The sequence below is a fragment of the Methylobacterium amylolyticum genome (genome assembly GCF_030700245.1).
In the GTDB taxonomy this organism is placed as follows: domain Bacteria; phylum Pseudomonadota; class Alphaproteobacteria; order Rhizobiales; family Beijerinckiaceae; genus Methylobacterium.
In genome coordinates, this window is the sequence record NZ_JAUYZI010000037.1 from 1 (window position 1) to 12628 (window position 12628).

The 12628-nt window shown below is 74.1% G+C and carries 15 protein-coding genes; 2 read left to right on the top strand and 13 right to left on the bottom strand.

Annotated elements, in window-relative coordinates; genetic code table 11:
* The 13 genes from dxs to Q8W71_RS22785 form a co-directional block, all read right to left on the bottom strand.
* A partial coding sequence (gene dxs / locus Q8W71_RS22725; protein ID WP_305527690.1) for a 1-deoxy-D-xylulose-5-phosphate synthase occupies positions 1 to 1889 on the bottom strand: 1889 nt, incomplete at its 3' end.
* Positions 1890 to 1926: 37 nt separating this feature from the next.
* The gene (locus Q8W71_RS22730) at positions 1927 to 2187 is read right to left on the bottom strand and encodes an exodeoxyribonuclease VII small subunit (protein ID WP_305527691.1); all 261 of its coding nucleotides are present in this window, start codon (positions 2185 to 2187) and stop codon (positions 1927 to 1929) included.
* Between the two features lie 151 nt (positions 2188 to 2338).
* Positions 2339 to 2851 (bottom strand): tyrosine phosphatase family protein, encoded by a 513-nt coding sequence (locus tag Q8W71_RS22735; RefSeq protein WP_305527692.1) that lies wholly within the window; start codon positions 2849 to 2851, stop codon positions 2339 to 2341.
* A 72-nt stretch (positions 2852 to 2923) separates the two neighbouring features.
* Positions 2924 to 3181, bottom strand: coding sequence for a DUF433 domain-containing protein (locus Q8W71_RS22740; RefSeq protein WP_305527693.1), 258 nt, complete (start codon positions 3179 to 3181; stop codon positions 2924 to 2926).
* 70 nt (positions 3182 to 3251) lie between these two features.
* Positions 3252 to 3842: an HD family hydrolase gene (locus Q8W71_RS22745; RefSeq protein WP_305527694.1), complete on the bottom strand. Its 591-nt coding sequence runs from the start codon at positions 3840 to 3842 to the stop codon at positions 3252 to 3254.
* Positions 3839 to 4462 carry a DNA-3-methyladenine glycosylase I gene (locus Q8W71_RS22750; protein WP_305527695.1) on the bottom strand — a complete coding sequence of 208 codons (624 nt, stop codon included), beginning with the start codon at positions 4460 to 4462 and terminating at the stop codon, positions 3839 to 3841. Before Q8W71_RS22750 ends, Q8W71_RS22745 begins: the two co-directional genes overlap by 4 nt.
* Before the next feature lie 2 nt (positions 4463 to 4464).
* Positions 4465 to 5319, bottom strand: coding sequence for a CAF17-like 4Fe-4S cluster assembly/insertion protein YgfZ (gene ygfZ, locus Q8W71_RS22755; protein WP_305527696.1), 855 nt, complete (start codon positions 5317 to 5319; stop codon positions 4465 to 4467).
* Positions 5320 to 5417: 98 nt separating this feature from the next.
* On the bottom strand, positions 5418 to 5672 hold the full coding sequence (locus Q8W71_RS22760) for a hypothetical protein (RefSeq protein ID WP_305527697.1): 255 nt from the start codon (positions 5670 to 5672) through the stop codon (positions 5418 to 5420).
* Between the two features lie 177 nt (positions 5673 to 5849).
* Positions 5850 to 6263 carry a TIGR02301 family protein gene (locus tag Q8W71_RS22765; RefSeq protein ID WP_305527698.1) on the bottom strand — a complete coding sequence of 138 codons (414 nt, stop codon included), beginning with the start codon at positions 6261 to 6263 and terminating at the stop codon, positions 5850 to 5852.
* 224 nt (positions 6264 to 6487) lie between these two features.
* Entirely contained in the window at positions 6488 to 6940 is a 453-nt protein-coding gene (locus tag Q8W71_RS22770) for an NUDIX hydrolase (RefSeq protein ID WP_305527699.1), read from the bottom strand.
* Positions 6937 to 8097: a hypothetical protein gene (locus tag Q8W71_RS22775; RefSeq protein ID WP_370875508.1), complete on the bottom strand. Its 1161-nt coding sequence runs from the start codon at positions 8095 to 8097 to the stop codon at positions 6937 to 6939. The genes Q8W71_RS22770 and Q8W71_RS22775 overlap by 4 nt, the downstream gene beginning before the upstream one ends.
* Before the next feature lie 277 nt (positions 8098 to 8374).
* The gene (locus Q8W71_RS22780; protein WP_305527756.1) at positions 8375 to 9097 is read right to left on the bottom strand and encodes an SDR family NAD(P)-dependent oxidoreductase; all 723 of its coding nucleotides are present in this window, start codon (positions 9095 to 9097) and stop codon (positions 8375 to 8377) included.
* Between the two features lie 166 nt (positions 9098 to 9263).
* Complete coding sequence (locus tag Q8W71_RS22785) at positions 9264 to 9572, bottom strand: HigA family addiction module antitoxin (protein ID WP_305527700.1); 309 nt, start codon at positions 9570 to 9572, stop codon at positions 9264 to 9266.
* 355 nt (positions 9573 to 9927) lie between these two features.
* Between Q8W71_RS22785 and Q8W71_RS22790 the strand changes: the two genes are divergently transcribed.
* Together Q8W71_RS22790 and hisG are read left to right on the top strand one after the other, a co-directional pair.
* Positions 9928 to 11094 carry an ATP phosphoribosyltransferase regulatory subunit gene (locus Q8W71_RS22790; protein ID WP_305527701.1) on the top strand — a complete coding sequence of 389 codons (1167 nt, stop codon included), beginning with the start codon at positions 9928 to 9930 and terminating at the stop codon, positions 11092 to 11094.
* Positions 11091 to 12071 (top strand): ATP phosphoribosyltransferase, encoded by a 981-nt coding sequence (hisG, locus tag Q8W71_RS22795; RefSeq protein ID WP_305527702.1) that lies wholly within the window; start codon positions 11091 to 11093, stop codon positions 12069 to 12071. Before Q8W71_RS22790 ends, hisG begins: the two co-directional genes overlap by 4 nt.
* Positions 12072 to 12628: the final 557 nt, after the last annotated feature.

Consider the following 12628-nt stretch of genomic DNA (forward strand, 5'->3'; position numbering starts at 1 on the left):
CCGGCCTGGGCGTACATCTTCTCCGGGCTGTCCTGGTCCTGGTACAGGTCCGGCAGCGTCAGCGTCCGCACCCGCACACGCCCCGCGTCCAGCGCGCCCCGCTCGGCCAGGAGGTGCAGAACCTGCGCCCCGAACCCGCCCCGCGAGCCCTCCTCCACCGTGATCAGCACCTCGTGGCGCCCCGCCAGATCCAGGATCAGCGCCTCGTCCAGGGGCTTGGCGAACCGCGCGTCCGCCACCGTCACCGGCACGCCCCGCTCCGCCAGGCTGTCGGCCGCCTTCAGCGCCTCCGCCAGCCGCGTGCCGAGCGACAGCAGCGCCACCCGCGGGTTCGCGTCCGCGCGCACGATCCGCCCCTTGCCGATCGGCAGAACCTCGCCCCGCTCCGGAAGCTCGACCCCCACCCCCTCGCCGCGCGGGTAGCGCAGCGCGCTCGGGCCCGCGTCGTGCGCGTGCTGGGTCGCCACCATGTGCACCAGCTCGGCCTCGTCGGCGGCCGCCATCACCGTCATGTTCGGCAGGCAGCACAGGTAGGCCAGGTCGAACGCGCCCGCGTGCGTCGCCCCGTCCGCGCCCACCAGTCCCGCCCGGTCCAGGCAGAACCGTACAGCTAAGTTCTGCAACGCCACGTCGTGCACGACCTGGTCGTAGGCCCGCTGCAGGAACGTCGAGTAGATCGCCACGAACGGCTTGTACCCCTCGGTCGCGAGCCCCCCCGCGAACGTCACCGCGTGCTGCTCGGCGATGCCCACATCGAAGGTCCTGTCCGGGTGCGCCTTGCCGAACAGGTCGATGCCGGTGCCCCCGGGCATCGCCGCGGTGATCGCCACCACCTTCTCGTCGGCGTCCGCGGCCTTGATCAGGCTCTCGCCGAACACCCGGGTGTAGGCCGGCGCGTTCGGCTTGGCCTTGGCCTGCACGCCTGAGACCACGTCGAACTTCACCACCCCGTGGTAGCGGTCGGCCGAGGCTTCCGCGGGGGCGTAGCCCTTGCCCTTGCGGGTGACCACGTGCAGCAGGATCGGGCCCTGCTCGGTGTCGCGCACGTTCTTGAGCACCGGCAGCAGGTGGTCGAGGTTGTGCCCGTCGACGGGGCCGACGTAGTGGAAGCCCATCTCCTCGAACATCGTGCCCCCGCCCACCACCAGCGAGCGGGCGTACTCCTCGGCGGCGGCCGCGCGCTGGTAGAGCGCCCGCGGCAGCAGCTTGCCGAGCTGCTTGGCGGTCTCGCGCAAGCTCCGGTAGGTGTCGCCGGAGGCGAGCCGGGCGAGGTAGGCCGACATGGCGCCCACAGGGGGGGCAATCGACATGTCGTTGTCGTTGAGGATGACGATCAGGCGCGAGTGCAGGGCGCCGGCGTTGTTCATGGCCTCGTAGGCCATGCCCGCCGACATCGAGCCGTCGCCGATCACCGCGATGCTGTTGCGGCGCTTGCGCGCCGGCAGGCCGTTCTGCCTGGCGGCGGCGGCGTCGAGGTCGCGGCCCACCGCCATGCCCAGCGCGGCGGAGATGGAGGTGGAGGAGTGTGCGGCGCCGAACGGGTCGTAGACGCTCTCGGAGCGCTTGGTGAAGCCGGACAGGCCGCCGCCCTGGCGGAGCGTGCGGATGCGGTCGCGGCGTCCGGTGAGGATCTTGTGGGGGTAGCACTGGTGGCCGACGTCCCAGACGATCCGGTCGTCGGGGGTGTCGAACACGTGGTGCAGCGCCACCGTCAGCTCGACCACGCCGAGCCCCGAGCCGAGATGGCCGCCGGTGATCGAGACCGCGTCGATCATCTCGGCGCGCACCGCGTCCGCCACCGCCTGGAGCTCGCTCTCCGGCAGACGCCGCAGAGCCGCAGGCTCCGGGATCCGGTCGAGAAGCGCGGAATGCTCGGAAGAAATCGCCACGTCACCAACCTCTCTCGCGGGGGATCGACCCCGGCTCTCAGGACACGTCGAGCGGCGCCACGCCGTCCGGTCGCCCGTCGGCGGTCAGCGTGATCCTCTGGATCCGCGCCTCGGCACGCTTGAGCAACTGCTCGCAGTGCCGCTTGAGCACCTCGCCGCGCTCGTAGATCGCCACGGACTCGTCGAGCGGCACGTCGCCGCGCTCGAGCCTGCGCACGATCTCCTCGAGCTGTCCCAGCGCTTCTTCGAAGGGCAGGTCGCCCGCGGACGGGTTCGCGTCGGGTCGGCTCGCGTTCATGCCAGACACATCCTTTGGGTCGGTTCTAAGGCGGGCGGCGGCGCGGCGACAACCCGGCCCCCGGGGCGGCCCGCGCCGACGCGGTGCACGGTGTGGTGTTTTGCCGGGTACGGGCGCGTTCGCGCCACAGGCCGGGGGCGGCGTCCCGCGCTCAGATCAGGGCGAGGCTGAACGGCGTCCCCTCGAAGGCGTCGGCGCCGCGGCCGATGCCGGCCACCGCCGCGACCATGCGGCCGTCGCGGCCGAGCAGCCGGTCGGCGATCTCCACGAACAGGCGGTTCGGCGTCGCGGACGGCGCGGCGGCGCGCAGCGCGCGGGCGACCTCCGCTTCGTCGCGCTCCGGCGCCAGGGCGCAGGCGGCGATGTAGGCCGCCGCGGTCGAGCGGCTGATGCCGGCGTAGCAGTGGATCACGAGAGGTTTCTCCCGCGGCCAGCCGCGCACGAAGGCCAGGATCGCCTCCACGTGCTCCTCGGCCGGCAGGACGTGGCCGTCCATCGCCGCGGCGATGTCGCTGACGCCGATCACCGCGTGGTTCTCAAGCGCGATGGCCGCCGGCCGCTCCAGCGGCGTGCCGACGTTGACGAGGGTGAGCACGTGGCTCGCGCCGGTGGCGGCGACGGTCTCGGGCAGGCGCGAGAGCGGACAGACGTGAAGGGTCGGCATCGTCTCTCGGCTCCTGACCGGCGATCGTGTCCGATCCGGGGCAGATCGGCCCGATGCGGGGCCCGCGAACGATCAACGCCCGAAGGGCGGACCGGGTGGGCGTGGGGTGTCGGGGGCTGCCGCCTTCAGAAGGTCGCAGGCCTGAAGGAGGGCCTTCCGGAGATCCTCGCGATCGAGGGTCGGGAAGTTCTCGATGATCTCGTCGACGGAGTACCCCTCGGCGAGATTCTCGAACAGGAGTTCGACCTGGACGCGGGTGCCGCGGAAGATGGGGCGCCCGGCCATGATCCGCTCGTTGCGGACCACCACCGATTCGGGACTGGCCGACATCGTCACACCCGCGTCGCGTTCGCCGACCGCACCATAGGCCTCGGGCCGCAGCCCGGGAAGCGCCGCGCTCTCAGGCTCCGCCGAGTGCCCGGAACCGGTCGAGGAACCGTGCCTGCGCCGCGTCCGTCGGCCACGGCGCGGCAAGCGCCAGGACCGGCTCCGGCAGCGCCACCGCCCGGCCGAAATAGCGCGACGCCTCGGCCTCCGAGAACCCCGCGAGACACACCGCCTCGACATGGGCGGCGATCCGGTCCGCCCGCTTGACCCGGCGGACGAGGTCCGGCGGCGGCGGCGGCAGCCCGAACCGGCGGCGGATCGCGGCGAGCAGCCGGCCCTCCACCCCGCGATAGGCGTCGCCGATCGCGGCCTTCAGGGGCGAGATGATGTCGCCGACGACGTATTCCGGCGCGTCGTGCAGCAGCAGCTCAAGCCCCTCGGCGGCGGTGCAGGCCGGGGCGAGGTGGCGGCCCACCCCCTCCACCAGCAGGCTGTGCTGCGCCACGGAGAACACGTGCGGGCCCGCCGTCTGCCCGTTCCAGCGGGCGACCCGGGCGAGCCCGTGGGCGATATCGGCGATCTCGATGTCCAGCGGCGAGGGGTCGAGCAGGTCGAGGCGGCGGCCCGAGAGCATCCGTTGCCACGCCCGCGGCGGCGGGCTCATGCCCTCCGCCCGAGGGCGGCGCAGGGGCCGTGCCGATGGCAGCCGACGAGGTGATCGTTGACCATGCCGACCGCCTGCATGAAGGCGTGGACGATGGTCGGCCCGCAGAAGGCGAAGCCCTCCGCCTTCAGGGCCTTCCCCATCGCCCGCGAGACCGGCGTCTGCGTCGCGATCTCGCCCCGCGTGCGCGCGGTGCCCTGAATGGGCGCGCCGTCGACGAAATCCCAGAGGAACCCCGAGAAGCCGGGGCCGCGCTCCTCGATCCGCAGCCACGCCCGCGCGCCCGCGATCGTGCCGAGGACCTTGGCGCGGTTGCGGATGATGCGGGTGTCCGACATCAGCCGGGCGACGTCGGCCTCGGTGTAGCGCGCGATCGTTTCGGGGTCGAAATCGTGGAACGCCGCGCGGAATCCGTCGCGGCGGCGCAGGATGGTGATCCACGACAGGCCGGCCTGGAAACCGTCGAGGATCAGCTTCTCGTAGAGCGCCCGGCCGTCGTGCTCGGGCACGCCCCACTCGGTGTCGTGGTAGGCGACGTAGGTCGGGTCGAGGCCGGCCCACCAGCAGCGCGGGCAGCCGTCGGCGTGCAGGACGAGGCCGTCGGCGGGCTCCGCGGCCACGCTCAGACCGCCGTCCCGGCGGGCTCGGGCATCGCGAAGGTGGCGTAGGCCGGCCGCGCCACGCCGAGCAGCCGGCCGTCCGCGCGCAGGGGCTCGCCCGCCGCCAGCGCGTCGCCGAGCCGGTCGAGGCGCAGGGTCACGAGACCCCGCGCGCCCGCGGCGCTGCCGGTGGTGCCGAGGGTCTTTCCGCCCGCGCTCACCTCGGAGCCCGGTGCGGCGGCCGCGCCCTCGGGATACGCCGCCGCCAGGATGCGGGTGCGGGCGGTGCCGCGGTGCTGCATGCGCGAGACCACCTCCTGGCCGACGTAGCAGCCCTTGCGGAAGTCGACGCCGCCGAGCTGGTCCACCAGCGCCTCGTGCGGGAAGGCGTCGCCGAACGCGTAGTCGCGGCCGCCCTCGGGGATCGCCAGGGCGATGCGGTGGGCGTGGTACGCGGCCTCCGACGCGTCGGCCGAGAAGGCGCCCTCGGCCGCGTAGAGCCGCGCGCCGAGATCCGGGTGGCGGGCGTCGGCGACCCGGTCGGTCTCGGCGGCCGGGCTCGCCCCGTCCCAGGCGACGGCCACGGCGACCGTCGGCTCGGCGGCGATCTCGGCCTTGGCGCGCAGCCGGTACAGGCTCAGCCGCTTGGCGAGGTCGGCGGCGCGGTCGGCCGCCGTGTCGAGCCGGAAGCCGTCAGGGATCCGCGAGATCAGGAAGTCGAAGAAGATCTTGCCCTGCGGCGTGAGCAGGGCGCCGAGCCGGGCTTCGCCGGGGCCGAGCGTCTCGACGTTGCAGGTCAGCACGCCCTGGAGCAGCGCGGGGGCATCGGGGCCGGTGACGGTGACGAGGGCGCGGTCCGGCAGCAGGGCGATGGGCATGGGGCTCGATGATCCTCCGGCGGGCTGTCCCGCCGGCAGGTAGGCTTTGCGCCCGTGGGTCTCAACCGCGCGGGCGGCAAGGCTGCATGCTCAGGGGTTCAGTGCTGGAGCGTCGTGGTGAAGGCGCCGCCGCGGATGCGCTCGGGGAAGCCTTCGGCGTAGCGGGCGGTGGCTTCCTCGCCGTAGGTGGTCACGAGTTCCTGGAACGCCGCGAACAGGGCGGCCTGGGCCATGCAGTCGGCGTCGAGTCCGTCCAGGCAGCCTTCCGCGAACGCCTCCGAGACGTAGCTCAGCGCGACGCGTTTCTCATCGACATCGGCCTCGACGGGGGCGGTGTGAGAGATGTGCTGCATGGCGGGGTACTTCCGTTGCACCGGACTGAGACAGTTCGGCGGACGGGAGGATGATAGGCGGCTCATCGCGGGACGGCCAGCCGGTAATTTCGGATCGGTTAACGCGGCCGCGCGAATGCGACGGTTCCGCGGGATGGGTCCGTCCTGTTGCATTCCTGCACCGGAGCGGTCTCCGCCTCACCCCCCGAACCGCCCGGCCAGGGCGTGCGACAGGCGCTCGCCCTCGGCGACGAAGCGGGCGGCCGCCTCGTGGGCCGCGGGGGTGCAGACCCGGTAGGTCAGGGCGTAGCCCCGGTAGCCGCGGTTGTAGGCGCCGGCCAGCCGGTCGCGCCGGGCGGGGGTGACGCCCTCGGCCTCGATCAGCGCCTTCATCCGCGCCGGCCACTCGGCGGCGTCCGGTGCCGCGCACAGAGCGCGCAGGAAGGCGAGCGAGCCGATCACCTCGGACATCCGCATCAGGTCGCGGTCGTAGGGCGCGGGCACGTCGGCGGGCGGGGCCGGCTCCTTCGGCGCCTCCTTGGCCGGGGCTTGCGGGGCGCGGGGGCGCTGCTGGGCGAGGGCGGGGGTGGCGAGGAGACAGAGCAGCGCCATGAGCGCCGCGGATTCCCTCCCCCCTTTGCGGGGGAGGGTGGCCCGCGAAGCGGGTCGGGAGAGGGGAGCGACGGTGCCCGACGGGGCGCTCTGCATCGGCCTCGGCGACCTCGCCTGAAGCCGGGCTCCCCTCTCCCGACCCCTGCTCACGCAAGGGCCACCCTCCCCCGCAGAGGGGGGAGGATGCATGTCGGAAGTCGGACGCCACACCTCTCTGAAGTCCCTCACTCCGCCGCTCTCCGCGCATCGACGCGCGCGAACGCTTCGCGCAGGGTGTCGACGAGCCCCGGCGTCGTCGGCAGCTCCGCCACTTCGGACAGGCTCGCCCAGCGCACGCCCAGAGCCTCGGGACCCGCCTCCGGCTCGCCGCCCCGCCACAGGGCGGCGTGGGGGTGGACGACGTAGTGGTGGCGGGCGCGGCCGTCCGCGTCGCGGACGATGATCTCGGTGGGGGAGAGCACGCCGACGACCTCGGCGGTGAGGCCGACCTCCTCGGTCAGCTCGCGCAGGGCCGCCTCGGCCAGCGTCTCGCCGGCCTCGACGAGGCCCCCCGGCAGGGTCCAGACGCCGCGCATCGGCTCGTTGGCGCGGGCGGCGAGCAGCACGGTCGCGCCGCGGATCACCGCGATCGAGGCGCCGACGAACGGGCGGGCCGGGAAGGCGCGGGACTCGCTCACGGCCGGCCCCCGTCGGGGGCGACCACCGCGACGCGCCCGTCGGCGAGCCCGACGACGAGGCGGAGCGCCGCGCCCTCGCCGAGCGCGGCGACCCCGGTGGCGGCGGGGGCCGGCAGCGTCACGCGCAGGCGCTCCCTGAGCCCGCCCTTCGCGGCGACGACGGCGAGAGCCGGCATCCCCATGACCGGCAGCGCGAGTTCCGGCGCGCCGCCGGTCTCGACGACGGCCGCCAGGTCGGCGTCGCCCTCGCCCAGCGTGTAGCCCGCGGCCTCGCCGGCGGCCGCGAGGCTCGCCGGGCCGAGCGTCCACAGCCGCAGCAGGCCGCGCGCGTCGACGGTGGCCGCCTGCGGCGCGCCGGTCCCGGCGAAGTCGGCGAGGGCGGCGATCTTCAGGGGTGGGCCCGGCGGGGTGCGGGCGGTCACCGCCCAAGTCCTGGAGTCGCCCGCCTTCGCGTCGCCGCCCGGACGGGCGATCAGGGCGAGGCCGCCCGTGTCCTGCCCTGAGAGCGTCGCGGCGAGGAAGACCGGCTGCCCGGCCAGCCGGGTCACCCGCGGACGGTACGGCGCGAACACCGCGTCGTCCCCGGCCGAGACCGTGACGGTCGTGACCGGCACCGGCTTCGGGTCGGCGGAGACCGCCATCGGCTGGCGCTCGCGGATCGTGAGCACGGCGGCGGCCGGCCCGCCATCGGGGGCGCGGGTGCGGCCGGTGAGGTAGGCCGAGAGCGGCCCGGCCAGCGCCCGGCGGGAGCCCGGCAGGGCGCCGCGTGGGGTCTCGGCGGCGGTCAGGCCCTCGATCGCCTCGCGGCCGACCGGCTTCACCGCGACCGAGCCGCCCTCCAGGCTGAGCACCGCGCCACCGTCCTCGCCCCAGACCACGGCGATCGGCGCCTGCTCCTCGTCGCCCGCTGCCTTGCCGTCGCGCTCCGGCCTGGCGCGGGCGATCGGCAGCAGCCCGGAGGTCGCCACCGAGACCGCGGCCTCGCTGCGGGGGCCGCGGATCTCGCGGGTCTTGAACGGCAGGTCGAGGATCCGCACCGCCGGCTCGGCCTGGGCGGGCACGGCCGTGAGCAGGATCAGGGTGCAGGCGAGCCGGCGCGATGCTCCGCCCCATCGCAGGGAGGCGATGGGGATGGCGCGACGCTCGACGGCCGGCACGACGGCCTCCCTCCCCCCTCTGCGGGGGAGGGTCCCCTGCACAGCAGGGGGGGAGAGGGGTGGCGCGACGCTGGAGGATGCGGCCCGTGGCGCGGCCTCTCCGGAGACGGGGCTCCCCTCTCCCGACCCTCGCTCACGCGAGGGGCGCCCATCGGGCCACCCTCCCCCGCAGCGGGGGGAGGGAGAGGGCGTGCGCGGCACGACGCGGCGTGCGAGCAGCCCACCCGCCGCTGGAAAGAAACCGGTCCGTGCCGGTACGGAAGGCCCGGAGCGGGCCTCACACATGCTGGCCGCCGTTGATGTGGAGTTCCGCGCCGTTCACGTAGGACGAGGCCTCCGTGCACAGGAAGTAGATCGCCTTGGCGACCTCGTCCGGGGTGCCGAGCCGCCGCTGCGGAATCTGCTCGACGAGTTTTTCCGTGCCGGGGGAGAGGATCGAGGTGTCGATCTCGCCGGGCGAGATCGCGTTGACCCGCACCCCCAGCGGCCCGAAATCGGCGGCCATCTCGCGGGTCAGGCCGGCGAGCGCCGCCTTCGAGGTGCCGTAGGCCGCCCCCGCGAAGGGGTGGACGCGCGAGCCGGCGATCGAGGTGACGTTGACCACCGAGCCCTTGGCCCGGGCCAGTTCCTCGCGCAGGCCGCGGGCCAGCAGGATCGTGGCGAAGACGTTGACCTGGAACACCCGCTGCCAGTCGGCGAACTCGGTGGCGAGCGCGCCCATGCGCGCGCCGTCCGGCCCCTTGGGCGAGATGCCGGCGTTGTTGACCAGCGCGTGCAGCACCCCGCCCTCGGCGGCGAGCCGGCCGCGGACCTCCTCGACGGCGCGGATCGTGTCCTCGGCGTCGGCCAGATCGACCTGGAGGTGATCCTCGGGGCCCATCTCCCAGGGGCAATTCTCGGGAAAGGCGTGGCGCGAGCAGGTGATCACCCGCCAGCCCGCGGCGGAGAAGCGTTTGACGGTGGCGTGGCCGATGCCGCGGCTCGCGCCCGTGAGCAGCATGATGCGCCGGCGTTCGTTGGCGGGGAGAGCCACGGGTCGAGCCTCGCTGTCGCGTGGGACCGGACGCGGGATGAGCCCGCCGGTGCACTGCAACGTCTAGGCGCGTGGGGGGCAGAAATCCAGCGCGGCCGGCGCCTGCGCAGTCCGCGCGAGGCCCGGCGCCCGCTCACGCCGCCGGCGCGAGCGGCTTGGCCCGCGCGATCCGCTCCCGCTCGTGCGGGGAGTGCAACGCGTTCCACAGGTCGCTGCGGCGCTGCACGTTCAGCCAGAAATCCGGGCTGTTCCCGAAGACGCGTGCCAGGATGAGCGCTGTCGCCGCCGTGACGCTGCGCCGGTCGTTGCACAACTCGTTCACGTGCTTGCGCTGGACGCCCATCGCCTCGGCCAGGGCAGCCTGCGTCAGGCCGAGCGGCTGCATGAATTCTTCGATCAGGATTTCACCGACCGTGGCGGGCTTTCGGGTGGTCATCAGCACGGGTCGCCTCATCGGATTGCCGGTCGAAGAGTTCGCGATCACCGCCTCCGTCTTTGCGAGCGGAGCGAAGCAATCCAGTTGCGCCACGGTTTGAAGTCGCGTGCAGCCCTGGGTCGCTTCGCTGCGCTCGCGATGACGGCGCGGGTTTGGACAACAGAACGGTTCAGCCGGAAATGCTATCGCCCACCGTCCTAACCCATCCATCATGACTCAGCGCGTGGCCCGCTTCCGCGGAGGCGTCCACGTAAGGGCATTGCCTGCGCAGTCCGCGCGTAGCCGGTGCCCCGCGGCATCCGCCCCGGCGTGTCGCCAAGGCGGGCCCCGGTTGCTACAGAGCGCCCGCGAGAGGATGACCATGACACGACCGGAGGCGGGCGAGACGGGGGTGGGGAGCCAGGCGGGGGCGCGGCTGCTCGCGCATCTGGCGGCGGCGGGCTACGCGCCCGTGACGCCGCCCGTGCTGCAACCGGTGGAGCCGTTCCTGGAACTGTCCGGCGAGGACATCCGGCGGCGCATCTTCGTGACGCAGGACGCGGCCGGGGCCGAGATGTGCCTGCGGCCGGAATTCACCATCCCCGTCTGCCGGCTGCACCTGTCGCGGCCGCGATCGGAGCGCGCCGAGGGTGCGGCGGATTACAGCTATCACGGGCCGGTGTTCCGGCTGGCGGCGGACGAGCCGGACGAGTTCTTCCAGGTCGGCATCGAGTCGATCGGCCGGGCCGACACGCCGGCCGCCGACGCGGAGGTGCTGGGATTGGCCCTCGAAGGGCTCGCCCTGTTCGGGCGCGCCAGCCCGGCGGTGCGGCTCGGCGACATGGGGCTGACCGTGGCGCTCCTCGACGGCCTCGGCGTGCCGCCGGCCGCCAAGCGGCGGACCCTGCGGGCACTCGCCGCCGGCCGCTCCCTCGACGCGGTCACCAACGGGGTCGAGGGCACGCCGGGCGAGGATCCGCACGCGGGCTTGCTCGCGGCGATCCAGGGGCAGGACCCGCGCGGCGTGCGCGCCTTCGTGGAGGACGTCCTGGCCATCGCCGGCATCTCGGCGGTGGGCGGGCGCAGCGCCGGCGAGATCGCCGAGCGCTTCCTCGGCAAGGCCGCGGCGCAGGCCAACGGCGGCGCGGGGCTCAACGCCGAGAACCGGGCGATCCTCGACCGCTACCGGGCGGTGGCCGGCGATCCCGACGCGGCGGCCCGCGACCTGCGGGCGCTCGCCGCCGACGCGGGGGTGCGCCACGGACCCCTCGACGCGGCCCTCGACCTGTTCGAGGAGCGCGCCGGCTTCATCGCCGCCCGCGGCCTCGACATCGCGGGCTTCCGCTTCCAGGGCGGCTTCGCGCGCAACCTCGACTACTACAGCGGCTTCATCTTCGAGGTGACGGCCGGGGATGGGACCGCGGAGGGGCCGGTGCTCGTCGGCGGCGGCCGCTACGACGGGCTGCTCGGCCATCTCGGCAGCCCGACCCCGCTGCCGGCGGTGGGCTGCACCTTCTGGATCGAGCGCGTGGCGGGAGCCGGCCGGTGAGTTCCTCGGATGTCCTCGTCCTGGCCGTTCCGTCCAAGGGTCGGTTGCAGGAGAACGCCAACGCCTTCTTCGCCCGGGCCGGGCTGAAGCTCGCGCAGGGGTCGGGCGCCCGCGACTACCGCGGCAGGCTCGTGGGCGTGCCCGACGTGGAGGTGCGCTACCTCTCGGCCTCCGAGATCGCCAGCCAGCTCGCGAGCGGCACGGCCCATCTCGGCGTCACCGGCGAGGACCTGATCCGCGAGACCCTGCCCGACGCCCGGGGCCAGGTGGAGCTGCTGACGCCGCTGGGCTTCGGCAACGCCACGGTGGTGGTGGCCGTGCCCCAGGCGTGGATCGACGTGCGGGCGATGGGCGACCTCGACGAGGTCGCGGCCCTGATGCGCGCCCGCCACGGGCGGCGGCTGCGGGTGGCGACCAAGTACGTCAACCTCACCCGCCGCTTCTTCGCGGAGAAGGGGGTCGCCGACTACCGCATCGTCGAGAGCCTCGGCGCCACCGAGGGCGCCCCGGCGGCGGGCTCGGCCGAGATCGTGGTCGACATCACCACCACCGGTGCGACGCTCCGGGCCAACGCCCTGAAGGTGCTCGACGACGGCATCATCCTGCGCTCGGAGGCGAACCTCGTCGCCTCGCTGAAGGCCGCCTGGGGCGAGACCCAGCGCGGGGCGCTGCGCGCCGTGCTCGGCCGCATCGCCGCGGAGGAGCGCGCCCGCACCACCCGCGAGGTGCGCGCGGCCTTGCCCGAGGACGGGACCATCGACCTCGCCACGCTCGCCGGCCTGCACGAGGCCGAGCTGCCCTACGGCGCCCCGCGCGGGCCCGACGGCGAGATCGTGCTGCGCTGCCCCGAGGCGGCGGTGTTCGACCTCGCCGACGCGCTGGTGCGGGCGGGAGCCCGGGCGGTGAGCGTGCGCCGCATCGACTACGCCTTCGCGGCGGAGAACCCGCTGGCGGAGCGGCTGCTGGCCCGGCTCTAACGCGCGGGCCCGGCAAGCTCGTCCTGGAAGGGCCATCGCCCGGCCGCCCGCGATCGCCTTCGGTTCGCGACGACGGCGCAGGCAGGGGCGACGGTGCGGCTCGGCCGGGGGGATCATACCGTTTCCGGGTGAACCGTTCGGTGATCCGGGCCTGCGCCGTCACCGCGAGCCGTAGGCGAAGCCCCCCAGGGCAGCGCGCGTTCTCGGAGGTCGGCGCCGCTGGGTTGCTTCGCTCCGCTCGTAAGGACGGAGAGCGTCGATCCCGAACCCTTCGGCCGGACGTCGTAGCCAGACAGGGCTCCGGACTCGGGTCAACGATCCGCACCCTGTGAGAGGTGCAACTGCCTCTCTCACGCCACGGTACACGACAGTTCGGCGTTTGCGTCGGCTGATCCCACCAACCCCCTCATCCTGAGGTGCCCCTTGCCTCGGCAAGGGGCCTCGAAGGAGCCCTCCAGCCAGCCGCGCGATCCCTGGAGCCCTCCTTCGAGGCCCGCTCTCGCGGGCACCTCAGGATGAGGGGGTGGGTCGGAAACGCCCTTCGACCCGCCGCGTCG